Source organism: Peribacillus sp. TH16, from assembly GCF_016651095.1.
GTDB classification, from domain to species: Bacteria; Bacillota; Bacilli; order Bacillales; family DSM-1321; genus Peribacillus; species Peribacillus butanolivorans.
Genome location: NZ_JAEKEM010000003.1, coordinates 200246 through 222243 on the forward strand (window position 1 = coordinate 200246; position 21998 = coordinate 222243).

Sequence of the window (21998 nt, forward strand, 5' to 3'; positions counted from 1 at the left end):
ACCCTCCAACTAAATATGGGGTATGACAACCAAAAGCGAAATATGGGACCATATGCAAATAAATTCCAATTATATAGGGTATTAAGAGAATATTGAATCTCTTAATAAAGTTGTTCCGTTAAGGGTCATTTAGTTGAGGAAAGAATTATGTACAAAGTATAGAAATAAAGTAATAGATAAAAAAGATATGAGATTAATTTGCATTGTTAACACAAATGAATGGATGTGGAAGTATGCAAAAGCGTATTCTGCTTGTGGAAGACGACAGGGAAATTAGTAAATTGATAACAGATTACTTGGAACAGGATTTACAGTTTCTTATTCAATTGTCTTAGATTAACTCTCAGTCAAAAATAAATTTATTTTCCAAGCCCATTGCCCAATTATTTCATTAAAGAGCTTCCTAGAAATACTAAATTATTTCAATCCAAACAGAAAATCATATAATCTTTGACGAGTGTCTTCTATTATATAGGGTAAAAGAAAGAGTCTTTTACCTTATATAATCTTCAAGATGCTGCTGGCGTTATTTTATAACGTGTCCCAGCCTGAGAACATACGGATCGACCATCTTCCACGTTTTATGTCCCGTCTGTTTCATGATAGCAATATCAGTCATTCCAATTATTTCCGCTCCAGCAACGCCTGACTTAAGTCCCAAAATCCAGCAAAAACTTCTCTAATTATGACGAGTTTCTTCTATTATATATACTCTCCAAACACATCTGATTTCCACAAATGAATCGCATGGCGTTCTTTTTCAAAAACCTTCTCCAAATAAATTTCTGTAGTGGATAGCTGCTCATGGCCCAGACTCTTCATAATCTGATAGACATCCACTCCATTTAAGTGAGAAATGATGGCAAAAGCATGCCTAAAGGTATGAGGACCAATGGAAGAAGAACGAAACTTCAAAAAAGGCAATCCACTCTCTTTAATGGCTTTTGTTATGTATTGAGACAAATAAGAGGGAGAGTAGGCACGGCCGGTATTGGTCGTAAAGAGCGGGTCGTCTCCTTCTGCTGCATCTATATCGTCGATTCCTCTAGCTGAACGGAACATTCGAATACTTTTCATTCCTTTTTCTTTTAAAGGTATTTGCCTTTTTTTATTTCCTTTACCTAGGACCTCTAAAAAATACGTGCTGGTAATGGAATCATATTGAAGATCCTTGACTCGGAGTCTTGTAAACTCTTCATTACGCATGCCTGTCATCGTTAGGATATGAATAATCGAAAAAACGATGGGGTGGTTAATTTCCCTGAAGTAATCAAGTAGCTGAATGACTTCCTTTGGTCCCAAATCACGGTTCGGCCGATCATCTTTACGAATACTTATCTTAAAGAAACCTTCATGAATTGGTTCACTAATATAGCCTGATTCGAACAAGAATTTCAAAAAACTCTGAATGATGGTTGTCTTTCTGGATAATGTGGCAACGGAATAAGCACCTTTTTTTAAGACATAGGGGCTTTTTTCTGATAACCATTCCTGATATCTTCGAATGTGCCGGGTAGATAGAGACTTAAAGAGGGAACTTTCCACGACTTTTTCCAAGTCTACATTGATTTCCACCGAATAAGTGAGTAATTGTTCAATAAATTGAATAAGCTCTCTCTCATAGGCTTGGACGGTGCGGGTGGACTTTTCATGTTGCTGTTTTAAATGCTCTCGTCGTTGAAGAAACCACTGTAGCATTTCTACATCGCTAAAATCGGAAAAAGGCTTATGTCCATTCTTTTCTGTCGTATCTAATCGTTCTTGTAACGTGTTGATCGAAATGTCTGACAGACTGTTTTTCCATGCAAAGCTCTGAATCTCTTTCGTTTTTCCAATCAGTTCATGCATACCTGTATCCCTCACTTTTATAATTCACTTATTAATAAGGTAAAGTGTATATCTAAATACTCTCTATGTTATGAATCCTACTTACATTATAACAAATGACAAGAGGTAATTAATTATGAAATACCTAAATAAATCCTATATTTATTTAGGTCTACCATAATTATTACATAACTAGATTCAAAAATTATAATAATATTGTTAAATTCAAAGACTATGTCTATAATGTTTATATAAAAGGAATTTACAATTATACTTATTTATATCAATATTATATATTATATTAGATATTGGAACTAAATAGTTAATCATGAGATAGAAAGATATATAACAATAAAAGATAAAAGGTGAAGAGACAAATAATGAATAAACTAAACCATGAAAAAAACACGCAGACTGCATCATATGAAATGGGGGAAACGGTTTATGTTCTCCAAACATGTACGGAAGAAGAAGACCCAGAGAGTTTTTACTACTTTAAACAATTTGAAAAAAAAGAAGGCGTGATTTTGGAAGTGATCGAACACCCCCGTCTCCAATATCGTGTAAAATTTGGCCAGGCGGATGCAGTCTTGTATCATGAGGAATTAACGAATGGCAACCAACGGGATGTTCCCATAACAGGAACGGATAAGCAAGAAGGATGGGAGGGGAATAAAGTGGAATGGTATACACAAAAGGAAGTAGCTGATTTATTAGGAGTATCCAAGGCAACGGTCTACCATTATGGAAAGCAGAAGAAAATCATTAAAATTCTGGACCCACATCGATTACATAAAGAGGCACGTTATGAAAAAGCGGAAGTGGATCAACTAGTATATGAAAAGCAATCTTTACCTACTGGTATGAGTCCAAATGAGGTTGCAAAGAAATTGGGATTATCTGTACAAAGTGTTTATAAGTATATACAAGATGGTTCCATAAAAGCTGAATCCGTCCCTTATGGTGATGAAAGAATCACTTATGTAATTTCGGAAACAGCCTATCATGAAGCAGAGAAATCACTCAAACCGTCTGAAACCCAGCGACCAAAAAAATATGAATATTATGATGCGAAAAATGATATTGTTTTGTATCAAAGATTTCATTCGAATAAAATACCAGAGGCACGTGTGATTCGTAATGAAGAAAAAGTATTTGGTTTCTACTTACCCAATATCCAAAAGTTGTTGACGTATGAAGAAGGAATTAATAATTATGCCTTAAAGCCATCATACTCGATCCACCAACCTACTTTGGATTATAAAGGATATGTTGAGCTTCAGGTACCAAAAAATGAAGTTGTATTTTATCCCTTCATTGACTACTTATATGAAATATGGGGAGTGGAAAACATAAGAATGAGAGAACAAGATAGTTCAGTTTTACTCTTCATCAGGGCAGGGGAAAGACCGTTAATGCCAGAGATGTTTGGTATTGCTGATATTTTGCCGTACTTAATCAATGGAGAAATGCACCATGAAGAAGGTACTTTGATATTACGAAGTCCTTATAGAAAAACTAGTTTTGAATTACCAAATGAATTGTTAGAAAAAATTTCAGATTTAGCTAAACAAGAAGGGATTAGTATTAGTAAATGGGTTGAGAACAAATTATCGTCGAAAATAAAATAACTATAAAAAAATATATTTTTGGGATATATCGAAATTTGGAAGCGATATCTAACTTTGTGAATATTCACAAAGTATACGATTTTTTACTGGCTTCTTATATGAATGAAATAAACTAGATGAATATACCCATTACTACAATCATTACGAATTATGGTTAAAAGGAATGAGTACTATAGATTATTGAGTTCATGACCTCATGGCTGCCTAATTAAAGTGTCTAACTTTTTGGGTTCACTTCATTATTAGGAAGCAGGGCTCTTTTTAAATGCATATTATACGTTTTAGCATAAAAGGATTAAAATGGAGTGATCAAATTGAGTTATGAAATAAAGCAATTCAACCCAACCAAATGCCAGTTTTCTTATCGATTAGGGAAATATGATTGTTATGAATTAAGAAAAGGAACATGTTCCTTATACTTAAGTGAGGAAGAAGCAGATCAAGTAAGAAAAGAAGAAGATAATAAATTTTATGACAGTAATGTTATGTTTTGTCGTGATCTAGCAAGATCTTTGTTAAATGATAAATATTTTAAAGATTCAAGTTTTCAAGAAAGTGATTTTTCAATAAGAATGCACCCTAGAGATTGTGGACACTTTGAATTTACCGATGGACAACATAGGACTTGTATTGCAAAGCATTTAAATATACAATCAATGTTTGTTAAAGTTGAAACTTATAAAGTGGATTATGAAATAATATGCAGGGCGTGTCATGAAAAAATAGAAAAGAAGATTGAAGATAGAAAACTTAAAAATCGCTTATTGAATAAGTTAAAATTGAAAACAAAAAATGAAACAGAAATACCATATGATTTTATAGATGAAGAGTATATGAGTTTTAAAAAGGAAAAACCAGTGTCTTAAATTAGACACTGGTTTTTATTTTGATATTAACGATGTTTAGTGAATAGTTAAGTAATTTTAGGTATGAGTGAACCTTATTGAAGATTTTCATCAGGTTTAAACCTGGTTTCTAACTTTGATCACGCACCTTCTTTAGAGTAATAGTATCTAGATGTTCAAAATTTGGGAATTTTTGCAACAGAACCAAGTCATTTAATATCTTTATTTATTTGCCAGCTAAAATTTAGTAATCTAATATATAAAGAGGAGAAATATAGGAGGAATTTACTAATGAGCACTCATGAATTTGAAATGAACATAGAAGGAGAAATAATCAGATGGGCAGAAAAATCACACGCACAAATCTACCGCAACTTCTGGCAGTTCTTCATGGAAAAAGATTTACAAAAAACAATTGAAACAATAGAGTTCACAGGAATCCGCACTTCCGTTTCAGAATACTTCGTAGCCAAAAATGGAAGTAAAAAGAAAAATATCTTTGTAAAAGACAATTACTACGTTTACACCCACTTAACACCATCCGCAATGCAAAAAGCATATGAGAAATTCATAAAAGGCTGGGAGGATATATATAAACAACCGAAGGGCGAAATGCTTAACATGGAACAGGAGGAAATGCCTGAGGAACTGCAAACGGAAGAAAAGCAAAATTTGAAAAATATTTATAAAAAAAGCCATGCAATTGCTTCGGTTACGGCGAATCATGACTCACATAATAGTTCTCTAGTCATAGAACCTTCCGTTATAAAATTGCCTGACGAAACAGAACCATTAAGAATTCTTTTTGGTCATTCACCCAACAGCAATGAACCATTGTATTGGTATCCAACTACGACTAGTAAAATCATGCATACGAATACAGGTATTATTGGTACGATGGGGACAGGTAAAACTCAGTTTACTAAATCGCTCATTAAACAGATACATGATGGTTCTCTATCTAATGTAAATGGAACACCTATTGATGTTCTCATCTTTGACTATAAAGGTGACTATATCAAAGATGACTTTATAGGAGCGACAAACGCTACAGTGTATCATCCATATCACCTTCCGTATAATCCGTTATCTTTATATAGGGGAAAACAACTAAAGCCGTTATTGCCTTTGCATACAGCTAGTACCATTAAAGAAACAATTGCTAATGCTTTTAATTTAGGTATAAAGCAACAGCAGTTATTGAATGATTTAATCATTGAAGCTTATTCACAAGCAGGTATTTATAAGGCTGATATGGCTACATGGGGTCTGGTACCACCTACATTAAATAATGTATTTGAACGATTAATGGATAGGGAGGATGTAAAAGAAGATAGTCTTTATGCAGCACTAAAACAAATTTATGATTTTGAGATCTTTTCTCCAAATAGTGAGAATACAAAGTCCTTATACGACATGATACAAGGCGTAACGGTTGTAAATCTGGCTGGTTATGATCCAAGTGTTCAGAACTTGATAGTAGGAATCACTTTGGACACCTTCTATTCCCAGATGTCTACAAAAGGGCACAGTACAATTCAAGGAGATTATCGTGAATTAACGAAAATGATACTTGTTGATGAGGCAGATAATTTCTTGAGTCAAAACTTCTCTTCTTTAAAGAAAATTATGAAAGAAGGAAGAGAATATGGCGTTGGTGTAATCCTATCAACCCAATTTTTAGACCACTTTGCAACTACAAATAATGACTATGCTCAGTATATATTGACTTGGATTATACATAGAGTACCTACCATTAAAAAGAAGGAAGTACAAGCTATCTTCAGTCCAGAAAATCAGGCAGAGGGTGAGCAGATAGTTAAAAAGATAGCGCAACTTCAAAAACACTATAGCTTAGTCACGTCTGTTACCAATAATAGATACGAAATTATGGAGGATATGGCGTTCTGGAAGCTTCTAAATTAAACATAGATTTCTGATAAAAAACCCTTTGAATTTAGTCATAATTAAATTCAAAGGGTTTCTCAAGTCATCTAAAATTATTGCATCAGAACAACGTAGTGGGTTGCATAACCGAGATTAAATTCTGCAAAACTAAAAATCTACCCTATAATAACGTTAATAGAATGATACAATATTTTACAGGCATTATTAGTTAGTTGCAGGAGGTTTAAACATGAATGGTTATATTGGCGTTACTTCTAGGGAATGGTTTACGAATTTATCTTCGCATAATGAAGCAGATGAATTTAACTTTTGGCGTAAGGACACTAAAAACTTTAAATCGATAACCATGGGGGAACCGTTCTTTTTTCTTGTTAAAAATGATAAGAGAGTTAAAGGAGAAAGAGCGGTATTGGGTATGGCTACGTACATACGTTTCGAGGTATTAACGGCAGGTGAAGCATGGGACAGATACCGTAATGCTAACGGTGATGAAGATAAGGAAAGTTTTATAGGTAGAATGAAAACCATGTTTGGAACTGATGCATATACGGGTCAAATAGGATGTATAATTCTTACCGACTTCAAAGTGTTTGATAACCCCGTATATCTAAGCAATATTAATATTAAATTTGCAAATACCACTATGTCTGGACAAGGTATTACTGATACAGAAGGAAACGCAATTTTAGAGTACGGTTTTAGTTCCGTAGGTAATGTACTACGTAAACTTAACGAAATTGATCGTATAGGGTTTACGGAAGATGACGAAGGTTTTCCAGAAGGAAAGGTTAAATTAAAACGGCATCTAGTACGTGAAAGAAACCCCCTTGTTATTAAACTTGCAAAGGAACGATTCTTACAACAGCACGGTAGGTTATTTTGCGAAGTATGCGAGTTTGATTTCCAACAATATTACGGTGAACTAGGACATGGTTATATAGAAGGTCATCATACGAAACCTGTATCAGAAATGGACGATAACCAAGAAACAAAGGTAGAGGATATCGCCCTAGTATGTGCTAACTGCCACCGTATGCTACACCGTAAACGACCGTGGTTATCAAAAAGTGAACTAAAGCAACTACTACATATGCAACGGTAAACAAAAGGCCATGGATTTCATAGGGTCCATGGCTTTTCCTATAAAATAATAAGTAAATTTATATTCTAATCTAAAGTAAGAACTGTCCTATTATAGTGTAAATAAAACCTAAGTTTCAACTTTCGATTAGGTTTCAGCTAGGTTCAGATTGAAGGAAGAAGATTTCTAAAAAACCGTTCACATCACTGCCCCCATCATTTCGATTTAAAAGTGAATATGAAATAAATGTTCAAGAATCACTAAATAAAAATGTTTAGTGTGGAAAAGAGTTGCTGAAAGGGTTCGTATCTACCTAAAGTCTAATTCATTGAAAGATATTTGATTTATGAAAGGTCTGTTAAACACTTAAAAATCAAGGGTTTGATAAATATAATAATGGTGGTAAGTTGGTGGCAGCCTGGTGGCAAAACCAATCATATATTAGAAATTCCAAGAAGCAGCCATTATCAGTCTCTTCAACTTTTCGTATCCAATCGCGAACAGGAAAACAAAGAACTAACGAAGAAAATTCATCTCATCTACCTAGAAAGCAAGGGACGTTATGGTGCTCCTAAGATACATAACATCTTATTAACCAAAGGATTTTCCCTAAGTCTAAAGCGTGTTCAACGCCTAATGAGCAAAGCGAGTATTCGTTCTATCACGAAAAAATATACCGTCCTTATCCATCAAAAGAAAAGGTTATTCAGTTAGAAAATTTGCTTAAACGAGACTTTAGTACCCATACCATTAATGAGAAATGGATAGCTGATATTACGTATATCCACACGTTAAAAGACGGATGGTGTTATTTAGCTTCTGTATTGGATCTTCATTCTAAGAAAATAGTAGGGTATTCCTTTTCACGTTCTATGACGACAGAACTGGTCATAAAAGCTTTTGATAACGCTCACTCTTCACAAGAGCCCTCGGAGGGCTTAGTTCTTCATACTGATCTTGGCTCACAGTATACAAGCAGTGAGTTTACTCAACATACCCAGAATCATCATATTAAGCAATCCTTTAGCCAGAAGGAGTGCCCGTACGATAATGCCTGTATTGAATCTTTTCATGCGATATTAAAGAAGGAAGAAGTCAACCACGTACATTATCTAGACTACCAAACAGCTAAATTAGCAATATTCCAATTTATTGAAGGTTGGTATAACCGAAAAAGAATTCACAGCAGCTTAGGATATAAAACTCCACAAGCCATTGAAGATCAAATTACAAATACAGCTTAAGATTTAACTTTTTTTGTGTTCAAAATATTGACTCAAATCCAAGTGTTAAAAAAAGATTTTACTTCATTTAGGTTAATTATCTTTTTCAAGTTTGTAGATTGTATGATTACAATTTATATTTTCTAAAGCGTTATTCCTATTCCATCCAGAGCTGGTAAGGTGATTTGATTTTTTCTTTCTGTTTTTACTTTTCTTTCTACATTATCGTATACATCGTCAATTAATTTGAATTTGATTGTAGACATTAATTTGGCAATTATATAGATTGCTTTTTCTGTATATTCATCATTTTCTTGTTGCTTAAGTTCTTTTAAATAATCTAAGTATCTCGCCTCTTCTTGAAAGAAAATAAAGTTAGAAATTGCTATTGCTCTTTTCATTGAACAAACTAAGCCCATAAACTCCATTATGTTTCGAGCCACAATTTTTATATGTTCACCAAAATCCATTGGGCTAATGCAGACAACAAAAGCATTCTCTAAATCAGATACCGTTCCAAAAGTGGGTTAATAAGCCGAAATGTATACCATCCATCCCCATACTCGCAAATGTAAATTACATCATAGGGAGTAACATTATAAGCAAAACGTTCAGAGTGTAACAAAGATCTAAATCTTCACCTAAAGATACCCTTCTTTTTTGAGAATCCCTCTATTTTCTTAACTGTTCAAATATAAATTTCATTTTACATAAAAAAAGTGGTAACAAGTAATGTAATAAGTCCTCTTAAACCTGTTAAAAATCTACTAGTAACACTTTTTGTGGTTTTTGCCATAGTATTAAACTTTTAACTTTTTCATCTAAGGTCCCATTCTTTTGTAAGTAACTTTCAGCTAATTCTATAGCCGTGTCCACCATTCCAGGTACACCACCTTAATTGCTTTATCATAAGACCAATCTATTGCTTCCATTATTGCGTTGTGTGTTAAAGATCTTGTTTTAGACAATTTTGCTCACCATTCCCCTTGCAATATGGTAATATTATACTATAAAACTAAGTACGGAAATTACTATTTTTTCTCTTAAATAATATTAAATAGAGGTGTAAGTATATGCCTATAGAAGTTGGGATATGGAAGGTAAATGGCGGTATAAAAAAGGTGGATTTCTCTGTAATTGAATCAGAAAATAAGTTAGAAGATATATTGTCGAAAGATTTGTCTATTCTATCTGATGATCTTTTATTGATTGGTAGACAAGTTCAAACAGAGTATGGGAAATATTTAGATATGCTCGCAATAGATGGAGAGGGAAACCTTCATATTATTGAATTAAAGAAAAATAGAGCACCTAGAGAAGTAGTTGCTCAAGCATTAGACTATGCTTCCTGGGTACAGAATCTTTCATATGAGCAAGTATTAAGAATATACGAGGATAAAAATAACGGCCCATTAGAGGAAGCATTTGCTGAAAAGTTTGATGTTAGTTTACCAGATAAGTTGAATGACACACATCAAATTACAATTGTTTCGTCACAACTTGATAGTGAGACAGAGAGAATAATAAATTACTTATCAAATAATTATGACGTTCCAATCAATGCTGTTTTCTTCCGGTATTTCGAAGAAGGGGAACAACATTTTTTAACTAGAAGTTGGCTTTTGGATCCAAATGTAATAGATGAGAAATCTAGTAATACAAAAGTAGAGAATAAAAAGGAGAAATGGAATAAACAAGAATTTGTAGTTAATTTTGAAGATAAGCCATCTAGAAAATGGGAAGATGCAGTAAAATATGGTTTTATTTCAGCAGGCGGAGGACGCTGGTATAGTAGGACATTAAACCAATTATTTGTTGGTGCTAGAATATTTTGTATGATACCTAAAAGTGGATACGTCGGTATTGGTACAGTAATAGATACTGTTAAACCTATAAAAGATGTTACATTTAAGGTCAATCAAACAGAGGTTAAAATGTCAGATCTAAACCTCAAAGCAACCAATATGTTTCACGATGTAGAAGATCTTGAGAAGTGTGAGTATGTTGTTAAAGTAAAATGGTTAGCCAATGTATCTAAGGAGGAAGCTTATTGGGTGAAGGGCTTAAAAGCTAATCAGAACAGTGCCTATAAATTGAGAAGTCAATATACTATTGATAAAGTTTTGGAGTTTTTTGAACTAAATACTGATGAATAAAAATAATAAATAGACAGGTGCTAATATGGAGAGAAAAAGACCTATAATACAAAACAAAGTCGAAATCCCCGTAAATATTTTCAAAGGAGAAGAATTAATCGCTGAATGTCCTAGTATTCAGGAGGCGGCAAGATTTTTCAAAAAAGAAACAAATTCTAAACGTTTCAATTGGTCTGCTATTAATAAGGGGATTTGGTACGGTGAATCGTATTCTAAAGATGGAGCTACTTATTTTTTTACAACGGATAAAGAAGCTGTTAAAAAGAAAACTGGATACGAGGTAGTCTAAAACTAGATAAGAAAATATACGGATTACGTAGGTGGTATTTCCTTTAGCACTAGTGAGGTATGAATATGTTAAAAAATAATAATACATCAGCTGAGAAATTAGTTTATAAAAGGGCTGTAGAGTGGTTAATAAGAAACTACAATGCAATAAAATTAATGGATCCAGAATCTAGACATACCTTTCAAAATAGTACGAATTTTATTCAAGGCTTCGTTTATAGATGCTTAAGGTCCTCTGCAAAAGAAACTTTAGATATAAATTATGATTGGAATGGTATAGGCGTGCATAAATATATTACCCCAATAGCTTTAGAAATGTATGATACTAACAATAAAACTTCATACATAAAGGAACACGTAGTATGTAAAAATATATATTTCAAAGATATTATTAAAGAATTAAAAAAGAGTCTCCGGATGAAGGTACTATCGGTAATATCCTATTAAAGTATTGCTTTACAGCTCTTATAACCAAAGAAGAAGATAAAAAATTAGATGAAAAAGGGTTAAGAAGGGTAATGTGTGTCAATGAGGAATGGGATTATGAAAGTTTGTTTATTAGGTATGAAACAGCAGGAATCGAATTAGTAGAAAATCCATACTATGTTTTAAATTAGAGAAACAAAACTAGTAAGTATGTGAGGTGTTATACTACTAGTTTTTCGAATATGTTAATTGCTTTTCTAATAGTTTTAAGAATTAACAAGAGAAACAGGTAGATGGTAAATAAATTTTAGGGAGAACTGTTATGGATGAATTAGTAACTAGTCTAGAAGAGGTCCTTGAAAATGTAAAACAATTTAATGAGGATTTAAAAAATAAGACTGATATCATTACACAATTGTCGCAGTTTAGACATTGGTATTTTATATCCTCTACTTAATTTATTTTGGCCAAGCAAATATATTGGTTACAGGGCAATGAGTACTAAAAAGTACGATAGAGGTTCAAGGAAAACGGTGTTGATACTGAAGATATATTAAAAATGTGGTTTGTAAAATTACCACAAACATCTGAACAAAGTTATAAACTATTATCTCAAGTTCAATCGCTTATTTCTGATTATGATAAGAAGATTAACAAAGCTGCTACTATACATATACTAAAGAACGGGATTAATATTTAGTTCTCAATCTGCATATGAAAAATTAAATAAATAAAATTTTTGCGTTTAATTTAATTTTAATTCCGGTATTAAGATACTACAGTTGACAGCGTCAGGGGTAAATAAGGAATGAAAAGTTATAATGTCAGACTTATTCAAATCGATTGGACCGGACCATATCTATTAAAAATACTTACTATTTATGCAGGGCGTTTATCTGGAGAAAGTGTACCAAATGAAAGTCAAAGGGCTAATGAAATTGATTTAGCTGAGAAACTTTTAATTTATGTTCATAAACCAGCCGATAACTCCAAAAATCTGAATAATATCCCTGATCAGGATTTGCAAGATGTACATATATTAAACTGGGAATCCTCTCGGGACTTATTCCCCGAAATATCGGGGTTAAGATGGACTACAAGGTTAGACAGCTCTAACTATGAAGTTTATAGTTTGAAATAATTTAGAGAAAGTACACTTTCAATCTTTGGTTACATATATAATATGTTCGAAATTTTTGCTTTTTAGCAAATATTAATGAAGAAAAAGATTAATTTGTGACTAGTGGGAGATAATTTTGGAGTTTAAGGAATTTTTAGTTCAAAAATATAATTTAGGAGACAGTTTTGCTAAGGACTATGTCGGCCGTTTTAACGGAATTGATAATAAAGGAATTTATAAAGGAGAAAATGAGATGACACAGTCTTTGATAGTGGCTGTTGAAAAAGAATTTCCGAATTCTAAAAATCATTATCTCCTTGCTCTAGAAAGATATATTGAATTTCAGAAAGAAGCTAAAAAGCAATAAACGTGAAAGCTGATTTAGAAGCCCTATGAAAGAAAGAAATCTTAAAATAGTCGTTGTTATTCTAACGATCCAATACTAAATTATCCTCAGATTAATAGAGATTTTAAGTTGAATTTAAATTTGTGAAAAATAAAACAGACGAATTAGATACAATCTTTTAAAATTGTCCTGGCTTGAGTAATAGATTTTTATTAGGAAAAGGGCCGCAACCTTTATAGGTTCCGGTTTTTTTGTGAATCACCTTCATACTGATGAAAATATACAAAATGGTGGGATTCTTTTATTAATCAGAGGAAATTAACTCTATGTTAGAAAGGTGGTAAATGGATTTGGAATTATTTCAGATAGTAAAGGGTGTTAGCGAAGAGCAATTGCATTCTAAATTTAAATTGTTAAAAGAGAGTATTACTATGAAGGACGAGCGAGATATTTTACTTGGCTGGACGGAAGGGTTTGTGGATAGAGATAAAAAAATAGTAAGAGAATTCCAAGAAACATTTCATTCAAGTTTTTGGGAATTTTATTTGAACGCCTGTTTTAATGAAATGGGGTTTAAACTTGAACAGTCATACAATAGGCCGGATTTTATTATCACATCTCCATATAAAATATATGTTGAGGCTGTAGTTTCAAATATTAAGAAGGGTGGAAGAGAAGAAAAAGATAGAGATATAAATGATTTAATGGAAATGTTCAATCCTCCAAGTCAACAACCGGATTTTGTTGAAGTGTTAGATGAAGCTATAATTAGGCATTCCAATACCATAACATATAAAATAAATAAGCATTTTCAAGAATATTCTAAATGTGAGTGGATTGAAGAGGATGTTCCATTTGTGGTGGCTATGAGTTCTTATGATCAGGTGAATTATGGACGAGAATATATTTATCCTATGATGGCATTGCTTTACGGATTGTATTATGTACCAGAAGAAAACCATTACATAAAAAAGGATACAGTTGTTAAGCCTGAAACAGGAGCAAAAATTCCTATTGGAATATTTAATTCTGATAAATATAGTAATATTTCAGCGATTATTTATTCTTGTACTACAACTTTAGGGAAATTAGCTTCTCTGGCACTGTCATCAGGAAAAAGTTCTACAAATATAGTATACAATCTTAGAAGGGATTATGAAGATAATGATATTCCATACAAATTACAGGTCGTAGATAAAGAAGTTCCAGAGTTATTGACAGATGGACTTTTTATTTTTCATAATCCATATGCAAAAAATAAATTGGATATTTCCTGTTTTGAAGAAACTAACATAACACAATATTTTATAGAAGAAGGAGAAGTTTTTTTCACAAGCAATACTTCTCCAATTGTAACGAGGCTTAATATTCCAAGACTTATGCAGCCAGGCTTTGAAACATTGATTCAAGAGTATTTACGTCAATATAATAATGTTTCTCCGCTTGATTTTTATAATGTTTCATATCCACAGGAAGAGACAATTAATTTTGATATTATGTGTAGAGTTTGTATTATTGCGAAAATACCTGGTGAAATCCAACCAGCAATATTTTATTATGACCGCCCACAACTTGTCCCGGATGATGTTTTAACAAGGGAAGCGTTAGAACACTTTGCTGAAATGCGGGATGACAAAACAGAGAATATTGAAGAATTGATAAGTATTTATATAGCTAGAACAGAAGAGCAATTTAATTCGCTAGGATTTAAGTAAAAGATTTAATTAATTTTGGAAAAGAAATATAAATAATTCAGATGCAGGTAAAATACTTTAGGTTCCACAATTTGTAGTAAGGTGTATTCTTAAAAAGAATGTTAGTAAACCCACCAACATCCCTTTGTGTTGTCAATTACAGTCCACACATAACGTTTGTGGTTCAGGCATCCTCAAAAAAATTTAGAAATGAGAAAAAACAAATCTAATATAAGTTTAGTAGCACTGGAAAATATGTTATTATTTGTAATCCGAATAGTGAGCCCCATTCTGATAAAAAAACAATTAACTTTAATGTTAATCCTGTTCCCTAACTGGTCAGTGGAAGAAAATTAAACGATTAGTCATAATGATAATTGTAGCAGACCACCTGCTCACACATTTGCTAACATAATTATTTCATTGAGCTTTATTTATTTTACTGAGCTGATAAAAAGACCTTACAAAACCTTGAGAAATCAACCTTCTTTACACTTATTTAATGCAGTTAAACCAGTTTGATTATATGAAACAAAATTGACAGGGAAGGGGTCGTGGGTTAGAATCCCTCACAGGTCATCTTACAGTAGGGACCCCTGCCTTTACATTTACACAATTAATATGTTCATCTGCAATTGATTCTCAATTATTATGTGTAAAAGTCTGAAAAAAACTTATATTTACAATATTGTTTAATCACTGTATAATATTAACAATGTGTTGGGTAATACACGGCAAAAAATTACTCGCTTAAAAGTGTTAGTAATGCACAGCAAAAAATTACAATTATACGGGGGTAAATTATGAATAATCTCGAAATTAAATTAGTTGCAGAAGACGTTGCGACTATGAAAGAAACGACATCAGATGGTGTTATAAGAAGTAGACGCTGGATAAAAGTAGAAGTAGATCAACTAAAAAAAGCATTAACATTAAGAGAATGGACAGAAATCAATCCTCGTGAACAAAATTTAAATCTTAAGCCTGCAAAAGAAATGCGAAAAACGTTAAACGCTGATAGTAGGGATATTTTTCACTATTTGAATAGAGGTATCTCTCTAAGTGTAGCAGAATGTAAAGTTAGAAATCTTAATGATAAAAAAGAAGTATTTCTTAAATTGTCTGATGTAGATGAGCATGGGATTTTTGATGGAGGACATACAATCAAAGTTCTTTTTGATGCTTTAGATAAGGCTGAGATACTAGGCGAAAAACATGTTTTATTAGAAGTTTTTACTGGTGTAGAGGATATATTATTTGATTTAGCTAGAGCTAGAAACACTAGTACTCAAGTAAAAGAAAAATCAATAGCTAATCTTGAGGGTAAGTTTGATTTTATTAAAGAAGCTCTAAAAAAAGAGTGCTTCTATGACAATATATCTTGGACAGAAAATGAAGATGGAGATATATCCATAAATTTTATTATTCAAGTCCTTACAACATTTAATCACTCACTTCCAGATAAGTCTATGCGTAAAACATATAGTGGTGCTGGATCATGTGAGACTGCTTATATAAATGAATACAACAAGAATGTAAAAAATTATCAGCAGGATAATGTTTATTATAAATTAACAACATTGTATAGTAAGATCTTTAAGCTAGTAGATCATATTTTGGTTAATTTCCCAAGTATTTATAATAAGCATGGTTATGAATCTGAAAGAGGAAATTTCGGTAAACTGAAAGGAGTAACTTTTAAACAAGATTACTTCCCATTATTGTTTACAGAAAATAATAAGAGAATTAGTTACAAGATACCTAATTCATTATTTTTCCCAATATTGGCTTCAATGCGTCAATTATATAAGGAAGCACCTAATGGAATGTACGAATGGATTCATGACCCGATTGATGTTTTTGATGAAATAGCTGATAAATTAGTAACTAAGGTTATGGGAGTATATTTTGAGAAACAAGGTGCGGTTAATGAAGTTGGTAAAACCTTAAGTTTGTGGATAGATACTTATGAAATTGTATCAGGCTATTTAAAAGAACAAGAAATTAAAGAGTTGAAAAAACAACTAGAACAAATGCAAACAAATCAATAGGAATAAGATAAAGCATCTATTTAATAGGTGCTTTATTTTTATTACTGTATAATATTTTAGTAGATGAAAAATAAGGTTTCAATCGTATTATTTTTTGGTAGAATGATTAGTAGGTACTTAAGAATCGTATGGATAAATATATACATAGCATGGTCTAATTATACGTATAAGGTTAATCTATCAGCGGTGTGGCGGAATTGGCAGACGCGCACGACTCAAAATCGTGTTCCTCTGGAGTGCCGGTTCGACCCCGGCCACCGGTATCAAAAGAAGTCGCCTTAAATGCGGTGACGTCAGCGTTCTCTACTTCGGTAGGGAGCGTTTTTTATTTGCGTAAATTTCACGATTCGACGGAAAATATCGTGCGCGATCAATCGTGTGCGTAGTATCGCTAACTAATCGGAATGAGGCGATATTTATGGCACGTCGTAATAATCAGCTTAATCAACGCGAAATGAAAGTTATCCAATCCGAAGTAATCCACGATAGTTTCAACTTTGACGAACTCTTCATGCTATTCCTTCAAGACGGAAATCTGCGTAATTTGCGTCCTCATACATTAACCTATTACTCTAACGAATTAATGTCGTTTAGAAAGGCGTTAGAAACGCTAGAACTCGACACAATGCCGGCGAAGATTAAACCGGATCATATTAATCAATTTATTATCTACTCGAAGGATGTTTTGGAGTTAAAGATTGTTTCGATTAATACACGGCTTAGGGCGATAAGAGCGTTCTTTAATTTCGCGTATAAGCACAGCTATATCCCGAAGAATCCCTTCGCTAACATTCAGCTACTTAAAGACCGGCGGACTGTTATAGAAACGTTTACTCGCGAACAAATACATAAGCTACTTAAATCTACAGACTTAAGGACTTTTACTGGCGTACGAGATTATACGATAATGCTGCTGCTCCTAGAAACAGGCGTCAGGGCATCAGAATTGATTGGTATAGAAACGGATGATATACGGTGGGAAGACTCGATGATCCTTATACGCAATACTAAGGGGCATCGTGAGCGATTAGTGCCTTTTCAATCGAAGATGAGGGCTCAGCTAAAGAAGTATCTTTCTATCCGCGGTAAGTGTGAAACGGATGCTCTGCTTGTGACAATGGACAATACTGCGCTTTCTAAACGTCAATTACAAAACAGAATTTCTTATTATGGGGAAAAGTCCAAGATCAAAAATGTGCGTTGCTCTTGTCATACGTTCCGTCATACCTTTGCGAAGATGGCTGTTAAACAAGGTGCTGGCATCTTTGAACTGCAGCAAATTCTAGGACATACCTCTATGGAAATGGTTAGAATATACGTCAATTTATATAGTGATGATGTTAAAGAAAAGCACAAAGAATTTTCACCTTTAAAGTATCTACTATAAAAATATAAAAATACAAAAAGAGCGCCGGTTGCTGTAACAACCGAACGCCCCGCACTGATTTCTGATTACTTATAGTTTACTGAAAAAAACTGCCTTTAGCAAGGATTATTCAGTTATGCCTTTTTTCGGATACTATAAGCGCGGGCTGCGTCTCTTTTACGAAAGGGATCTAGAATCATGTCGAAAATAAGTATAGAAACTATGTCCATGTCCACAATCCAAGCAGAACACGCAGGCAACATCGCCTATTATAAATCCCTATCAAAATTCGAATCTCTCGAAGCATTCAACGCACACTACAGGAACCTCACATATACTTATGCGGAACTACTCGAGCAGAAACCGTCCTACAAGGCTATTCTAGAGGTTTTATTTCAAAGTGCGCAAAAACTATCGGAGTGCCTTTCATGAAACGTGAAACGCTCGCAGAGAAAGCCGGAGTGTCTTTGCGTTCCGTCGGAAACTTCCTAAAGGTTGCTGCCGATACTTTTGGTATCTCAACTCTTAAGCAGCTCGGTAAAAAGGACAAGCGCTACGGCGGATATGCGTATCTGGTTTATGTGTTTTCTCCCCTATCAAATTTACGTCCGCATCCTTTCGATGAGGCTATCGAAGCACCTTCCGAAAATGAAGATTGCACAGCGTCTTGCACAGCGTCTTTGCACGGCGTCGAGATGCCTTCATCCTTAGAGCGCCAAGAAGTTGAGGTCAATATTCCGGATCCGAATCAAGACTCTTTTAATCAAGCTTCCCCTTCGGAATTAAAAGATATTAAATACAAAGTACATGACTCCGTCGGTAATCGAATAAAAACTATAGAATATATTTCTCCATTCGATAATGACATCGATATGCTACTAACCGGATACGGAATACTTGAAAAGATCCAAATTCAAAAAGTAATCGAAAAGGGCTTAAAGAAACGTAATCTATTATTTGCTGATGCGAAAATGTCCGTATTGAAAGCTCTAGAGACTTTAGTGTATTTCCAACGAAAAGCTAATCGCGGTCTATTCGCATTCAAAAAAGGTACTCTGGCATTTCTAACTTATAATCTTAATCTAGCATTTGAAAGAGGCTAACGAAAAAAAGGCAAACGAAGAGTACGACCAAGCAATGAGAGACGCATACTCTACCTACAACGACGAAGTAAGCGAAAAGCGCCTTGAAGACTTTTTTAATCGGGGAATAGGAACAACAGTAATAGGAGGAAATCAGTTCGAAGTCATTGATATAAACGGGAAAGAAGACTTCTTCGCAACTTCTTACGAGTTCATTCCTAGCCTTAAAGATAGTAAGCATACTTTAAGTCTAATTAAGGATTTATTTAGTTTTAAGTAATCATAACCATTTTCAGGAATATAAAAAATGAATATGGTAAAATAGAACAAAAAAGTAGGGAGATGGTCAAGGGTGTTTAGCAGAAGGTCTGCGCTAATTTTAGGAGATATGTTCCAAGATATCTATACTTACCGAGGAAGGGGTAGTGGTTCAGGATCTAAAAATGATCTAAATAGACTCTATGACTACTTATACGAAAACGAATATTCCTCTTGGTTTTGTAACACGGCAAAAAATTTAAGAATATTTAATCAGCCTCGTGCTATAAAAGAATTAATTATGAAATTACATACAGGAGAAACACAATATCAAGTAACGAGTAATTGGACTTGGGAACAAAGAAAGGTTCTAGGCCAAAATTATTTAGTTAATCTATCGGAAGATATATTGAGAGCGGAACATAAATTGCAAGGAAAACTCATAAATAGTCTTGAACTTGATGGGTATAAGTATAATAATGGAAAATTAATTCTCTCCGAAGTTGATATTTTAGAAGTCGAAGAGGAAACAGGAGTCTTGGAATCGTTATATACAGAATTAGATTTGAATAATAGAGAAACGGCTCTTCATCACCTAAAACTTTCGAGTGAACATTATTTGGCTGCAAAATGGGATGATTCAATTTCAAATTCAAGAAAGTATATGGAGAGTGTGCTTCGAGAAATCGCTTATTCGTATAATGAAAAAATAAAGAGAAGCAAACTATCAAACCGGATTTATGAAAGTCCTAGAGAAGTACGCAGCTTTCTCGAAAGTGAAGGAATACTAGAAACTAAAGAGACCAAAACGATAGCAGCCGTCTATGGCTTGTTAAGCAATACTGGATCGCACCCGTATATTGCTGATAATGACCAAGCGAGATTACTTCGTCATCTCTCCTTGACTATTACGCAATTCGTTATGCTAAGATTCGAAGGTTCAATAAAAGAGCAAGTATCGTCATTAAAGGAGACGTAATCATGCAAATGGAAGAAGCGCAGGAACTTCGTAAGGATTGGGGTGATAAGCCGAGTAACCACCTTCGTATCGTGAAGGAATACTATCTAGGAGCTAATACGGGAGATTATGTCTGCACGACATGCGGACGCTCAGCATCCCGAGAATATTTCGAAAAGCAAGAACAGTGAATCGGGATTGCACAGGAGTGTGTCGGTAAAAATAGTAGTGGTCTTTCTTACGAACTCTTCGCTTTCCAATCTTCGTATGAGTTTTCTTGTTGTTTGTATTCTTTGGATAGGAGGTTTTCCTTTATGTCAGTTATCGATGAATTAGAAGTACTCGAGGGAGTTTTTCATAACGCTAGTTTTTTATTACAGGGGATTGATGGAAAAACCATGAACTCTATATATACGCTTGAGGAGATGAGAACGTTTGGTCTTATCGTTGGGGAGAGTGGGCGTGATTATGTATTTCCTTACTTGTTGGATGAGGGGGCTTCTGTTTATTCAATCACAGGAGAAAAGCTCGACCGCTTACGTTATGAGGTGGGGCTCGTCTGCGATGAACTAGAGAGATTGCAAAAGGAACGTCAGGAACCCGAAAAATAGATCGGTTCGGTTTTCGCTGCCTTCTCGTTGTGGGCGAGCGGCCGGATTAGACAATTTACATATAGGGGGAATATTCATGGAGCAATGGAAGCATATCAACCTTTCCGATGATATAGGCGCAGGGATCACAGAAGAGGGTTATCAGTTCATCGAGATTGATATAGAAGCATGGAACGACGACGAGAATTTTAGTGACTTTAAGACGATTGTTTCCGTTCGTGCTACAGAGCTCGATGAAAATATCGAAGTCACAGTCCTTTCTGATTTTGAACAGATCGCAGAGAATCCACGAGTAAAAGAGCTCATCGAAGAGGCAATCGAAGTCTTACAGGAAGAAACGAGGGTCCATTTTAGCGATTAAAGCTCGCCTCGCTGCGTAACATCCATTTTTTTTGTAAACTAGAGGGACTTCCCATACCTATTTCGTATAATCTCGCAATCCCTTTCGGCTGTAAGCGTGGGAGCTTTGAATTAGGATATATCGATGTAAAGTAAGGTTGACATTCGTTAACATTTTGATGAGTTTAAGGGATATGTAATCTTACTTAAAGACTCGAGGGAGGAGAGGCTCCCGACCTCATGGGGTTCTTATAAAAAAAGGAGGAGTTAGTATGTCACTATTAAATAAACAATTTCCCAAAATAGGGGACAATATCAAAAGCTTTATTGAGGTATTTGGTCAACCTGCTAAAGAATCAAGCGATATCCTATACTTGTTTGATGTTGAGGGGATAAGACCACGTCTACTTTGCGGAACGATAAATGGACAAGTAATTAATATCTCGTGGTCTTTACCTTACGAGCTCAGTCAAGTTAAAGAAATTGCACTGCGTTTTATACCTAATGACGGTATCCTAGTAAAAGAAGGAACATTCGAGCTTAGGCCTTTAGACAATGGAGACGTGCCAATAAAAATAGATTCATACAAAGTGTCGGTTAAAGACAGTGATAGATTTTTGGATTTTGGAGTGGGGGAAGATAGCACCTTTATTCTTAATCTCAATCCAATAAAGGTATATTAGACGGGTAAGACGTCTTTAGAGGTATTAGAAGAGAAATATTTTCATGTAGGTCGAATATTACACAATACCTATTAAGTCGCATTCGTTAATTGACTGAGGAAGTAC

Annotated in this window: 22 protein-coding genes, 1 tRNA gene and 1 pseudogene; 21 read left to right on the forward strand and 3 right to left on the reverse strand. The window is 34.0% G+C overall.

What is annotated here, in order from left to right; translation table 11 throughout:
* Positions 1-526: 526 nt before the first annotated feature.
* On the reverse strand, positions 527-661 hold the full coding sequence (locus JFV29_RS31030) for a hypothetical protein (RefSeq protein WP_274606941.1): 135 nt from the start codon (positions 659-661) through the stop codon (positions 527-529).
* Positions 662-702: 41 nt separating this feature from the next.
* Positions 703-1848: a tyrosine-type recombinase/integrase gene (locus tag JFV29_RS12295; protein ID WP_201183862.1), complete on the reverse strand. Its 1146-nt coding sequence runs from the start codon at positions 1846-1848 to the stop codon at positions 703-705.
* 359 nt (positions 1849-2207) lie between these two features.
* Here JFV29_RS12295 and JFV29_RS12300 point away from each other — a divergent pair, with 359 nt between their 5' ends.
* The 5 genes and pseudogenes from JFV29_RS12300 to JFV29_RS12320 form a co-directional block, all read left to right on the forward strand.
* On the forward strand, positions 2208-3458 hold the full coding sequence (locus JFV29_RS12300; protein ID WP_242486850.1) for a helix-turn-helix domain-containing protein: 1251 nt from the start codon (positions 2208-2210) through the stop codon (positions 3456-3458).
* Positions 3459-3772: 314 nt separating this feature from the next.
* On the forward strand, positions 3773-4324 hold the full coding sequence (locus tag JFV29_RS12305) for a hypothetical protein (protein ID WP_201183865.1): 552 nt from the start codon (positions 3773-3775) through the stop codon (positions 4322-4324).
* A gap of 270 nt (positions 4325-4594) precedes the next feature.
* The gene (locus JFV29_RS12310; protein WP_201183868.1) at positions 4595-6229 is read left to right on the forward strand and encodes an ATP-binding protein; all 1635 of its coding nucleotides are present in this window, start codon (positions 4595-4597) and stop codon (positions 6227-6229) included.
* Between the two features lie 211 nt (positions 6230-6440).
* Positions 6441-7313: an HNH endonuclease gene (locus tag JFV29_RS12315; protein WP_242486851.1), complete on the forward strand. Its 873-nt coding sequence runs from the start codon at positions 6441-6443 to the stop codon at positions 7311-7313.
* A gap of 420 nt (positions 7314-7733) precedes the next feature.
* Positions 7734-8536, forward strand: a pseudogene (locus JFV29_RS12320) (IS3 family transposase); the annotation flags it as partial.
* Between the two features lie 122 nt (positions 8537-8658).
* On the opposite strand, the gene JFV29_RS12325 reads toward JFV29_RS12320, so the two are convergent.
* On the reverse strand, positions 8659-8985 hold the full coding sequence (locus JFV29_RS12325; protein WP_201183871.1) for a hypothetical protein: 327 nt from the start codon (positions 8983-8985) through the stop codon (positions 8659-8661).
* Positions 8986-9588: 603 nt separating this feature from the next.
* Between JFV29_RS12325 and JFV29_RS12330 the strand changes: the two genes are divergently transcribed.
* From JFV29_RS12330 to JFV29_RS12405, 16 genes are all read left to right on the forward strand, one after another.
* Positions 9589-10671 carry an endonuclease NucS domain-containing protein gene (locus tag JFV29_RS12330; RefSeq protein ID WP_201183873.1) on the forward strand — a complete coding sequence of 361 codons (1083 nt, stop codon included), beginning with the start codon at positions 9589-9591 and terminating at the stop codon, positions 10669-10671.
* A gap of 25 nt (positions 10672-10696) precedes the next feature.
* Entirely contained in the window at positions 10697-10960 is a 264-nt protein-coding gene (locus JFV29_RS12335) for a hypothetical protein (protein WP_054396608.1), read from the forward strand.
* 65 nt (positions 10961-11025) lie between these two features.
* Positions 11026-11406: a hypothetical protein gene (locus JFV29_RS12340; RefSeq protein ID WP_201183876.1), complete on the forward strand. Its 381-nt coding sequence runs from the start codon at positions 11026-11028 to the stop codon at positions 11404-11406.
* 787 nt (positions 11407-12193) lie between these two features.
* Complete coding sequence (locus JFV29_RS12345; protein ID WP_201183879.1) at positions 12194-12526, forward strand: hypothetical protein; 333 nt, start codon at positions 12194-12196, stop codon at positions 12524-12526.
* Positions 12527-12641: 115 nt separating this feature from the next.
* Positions 12642-12872 (forward strand): hypothetical protein, encoded by a 231-nt coding sequence (locus tag JFV29_RS12350; protein WP_201183882.1) that lies wholly within the window; start codon positions 12642-12644, stop codon positions 12870-12872.
* Positions 12873-13195: 323 nt separating this feature from the next.
* Complete coding sequence (locus JFV29_RS12355) at positions 13196-14566, forward strand: hypothetical protein (protein WP_201183885.1); 1371 nt, start codon at positions 13196-13198, stop codon at positions 14564-14566.
* Positions 14567-15348: 782 nt separating this feature from the next.
* Positions 15349-16596 (forward strand): AIPR family protein, encoded by a 1248-nt coding sequence (locus tag JFV29_RS12360; RefSeq protein ID WP_201183887.1) that lies wholly within the window; start codon positions 15349-15351, stop codon positions 16594-16596.
* A gap of 182 nt (positions 16597-16778) precedes the next feature.
* Positions 16779-16859: transfer RNA gene (locus JFV29_RS12365), tRNA-Leu, on the forward strand.
* Between the two features lie 155 nt (positions 16860-17014).
* On the forward strand, positions 17015-17983 hold the full coding sequence (locus JFV29_RS12370; RefSeq protein ID WP_201183889.1) for a tyrosine-type recombinase/integrase: 969 nt from the start codon (positions 17015-17017) through the stop codon (positions 17981-17983).
* Positions 17984-18390: 407 nt separating this feature from the next.
* The gene (locus tag JFV29_RS12375) at positions 18391-19065 is read left to right on the forward strand and encodes a hypothetical protein (protein ID WP_201183891.1); all 675 of its coding nucleotides are present in this window, start codon (positions 18391-18393) and stop codon (positions 19063-19065) included.
* A gap of 34 nt (positions 19066-19099) precedes the next feature.
* Positions 19100-19324: a hypothetical protein gene (locus tag JFV29_RS12380; RefSeq protein WP_201183893.1), complete on the forward strand. Its 225-nt coding sequence runs from the start codon at positions 19100-19102 to the stop codon at positions 19322-19324.
* Between the two features lie 72 nt (positions 19325-19396).
* On the forward strand, positions 19397-20281 hold the full coding sequence (locus JFV29_RS12385; protein ID WP_201183895.1) for a hypothetical protein: 885 nt from the start codon (positions 19397-19399) through the stop codon (positions 20279-20281).
* Between the two features lie 8 nt (positions 20282-20289).
* Positions 20290-20451, forward strand: coding sequence for a hypothetical protein (locus JFV29_RS12390; protein WP_201184280.1), 162 nt, complete (start codon positions 20290-20292; stop codon positions 20449-20451).
* 123 nt (positions 20452-20574) lie between these two features.
* Complete coding sequence (locus JFV29_RS12395; RefSeq protein WP_201183897.1) at positions 20575-20871, forward strand: hypothetical protein; 297 nt, start codon at positions 20575-20577, stop codon at positions 20869-20871.
* A 76-nt stretch (positions 20872-20947) separates the two neighbouring features.
* A complete protein-coding gene (locus JFV29_RS12400; protein ID WP_201183899.1) occupies positions 20948-21232 on the forward strand; it encodes a hypothetical protein in 285 nt (94 codons plus the stop codon).
* Between the two features lie 250 nt (positions 21233-21482).
* Positions 21483-21893 carry a hypothetical protein gene (locus JFV29_RS12405; protein ID WP_201183902.1) on the forward strand — a complete coding sequence of 137 codons (411 nt, stop codon included), beginning with the start codon at positions 21483-21485 and terminating at the stop codon, positions 21891-21893.
* The last annotated feature ends 105 nt before the right edge of the window (positions 21894-21998 follow it).

Excerpts from the sequence above, each read along its gene's own strand:
- JFV29_RS12380 (WP_201183893.1), top strand. The coding sequence starts at position 19,100 with ATGAGAGACGCATACTCTACCTACAACGACGAAGTAAGCGAAAAGCGC.
- JFV29_RS12360 (WP_201183887.1), top strand. The coding sequence starts at position 15,349 with ATGAATAATCTCGAAATTAAATTAGTTGCAGAAGACGTTGCGACTATG.
- JFV29_RS12400 (WP_201183899.1), top strand. The coding sequence starts at position 20,948 with ATGGAGCAATGGAAGCATATCAACCTTTCCGATGATATAGGCGCAGGG.
- JFV29_RS12370 (WP_201183889.1), top strand. The coding sequence starts at position 17,015 with ATGGCACGTCGTAATAATCAGCTTAATCAACGCGAAATGAAAGTTATC.
- JFV29_RS12405 (WP_201183902.1), top strand. The coding sequence starts at position 21,483 with ATGTCACTATTAAATAAACAATTTCCCAAAATAGGGGACAATATCAAA.
- JFV29_RS12315 (WP_242486851.1), top strand. The coding sequence starts at position 6,441 with ATGAATGGTTATATTGGCGTTACTTCTAGGGAATGGTTTACGAATTTA.
- JFV29_RS12390 (WP_201184280.1), top strand. The coding sequence starts at position 20,290 with ATGGAAGAAGCGCAGGAACTTCGTAAGGATTGGGGTGATAAGCCGAGT.
- JFV29_RS12340 (WP_201183876.1), top strand. The coding sequence starts at position 11,026 with ATGTTAAAAAATAATAATACATCAGCTGAGAAATTAGTTTATAAAAGG.
- JFV29_RS12325 (WP_201183871.1), bottom strand. The coding sequence starts at position 8,985 with ATGGATTTTGGTGAACATATAAAAATTGTGGCTCGAAACATAATGGAG.
- JFV29_RS12395 (WP_201183897.1), top strand. The coding sequence starts at position 20,575 with ATGTCAGTTATCGATGAATTAGAAGTACTCGAGGGAGTTTTTCATAAC.
- JFV29_RS12295 (WP_201183862.1), bottom strand. The coding sequence starts at position 1,848 with ATGCATGAACTGATTGGAAAAACGAAAGAGATTCAGAGCTTTGCATGG.
- JFV29_RS12335 (WP_054396608.1), top strand. The coding sequence starts at position 10,697 with ATGGAGAGAAAAAGACCTATAATACAAAACAAAGTCGAAATCCCCGTA.
- JFV29_RS12310 (WP_201183868.1), top strand. The coding sequence starts at position 4,595 with ATGAGCACTCATGAATTTGAAATGAACATAGAAGGAGAAATAATCAGA.
- JFV29_RS12300 (WP_242486850.1), top strand. The coding sequence starts at position 2,208 with ATGAATAAACTAAACCATGAAAAAAACACGCAGACTGCATCATATGAA.
- JFV29_RS12330 (WP_201183873.1), top strand. The coding sequence starts at position 9,589 with ATGCCTATAGAAGTTGGGATATGGAAGGTAAATGGCGGTATAAAAAAG.
- JFV29_RS12355 (WP_201183885.1), top strand. The coding sequence starts at position 13,196 with ATGGATTTGGAATTATTTCAGATAGTAAAGGGTGTTAGCGAAGAGCAA.
- JFV29_RS12345 (WP_201183879.1), top strand. The coding sequence starts at position 12,194 with ATGAAAAGTTATAATGTCAGACTTATTCAAATCGATTGGACCGGACCA.
- JFV29_RS12375 (WP_201183891.1), top strand. The coding sequence starts at position 18,391 with ATGAAACGTGAAACGCTCGCAGAGAAAGCCGGAGTGTCTTTGCGTTCC.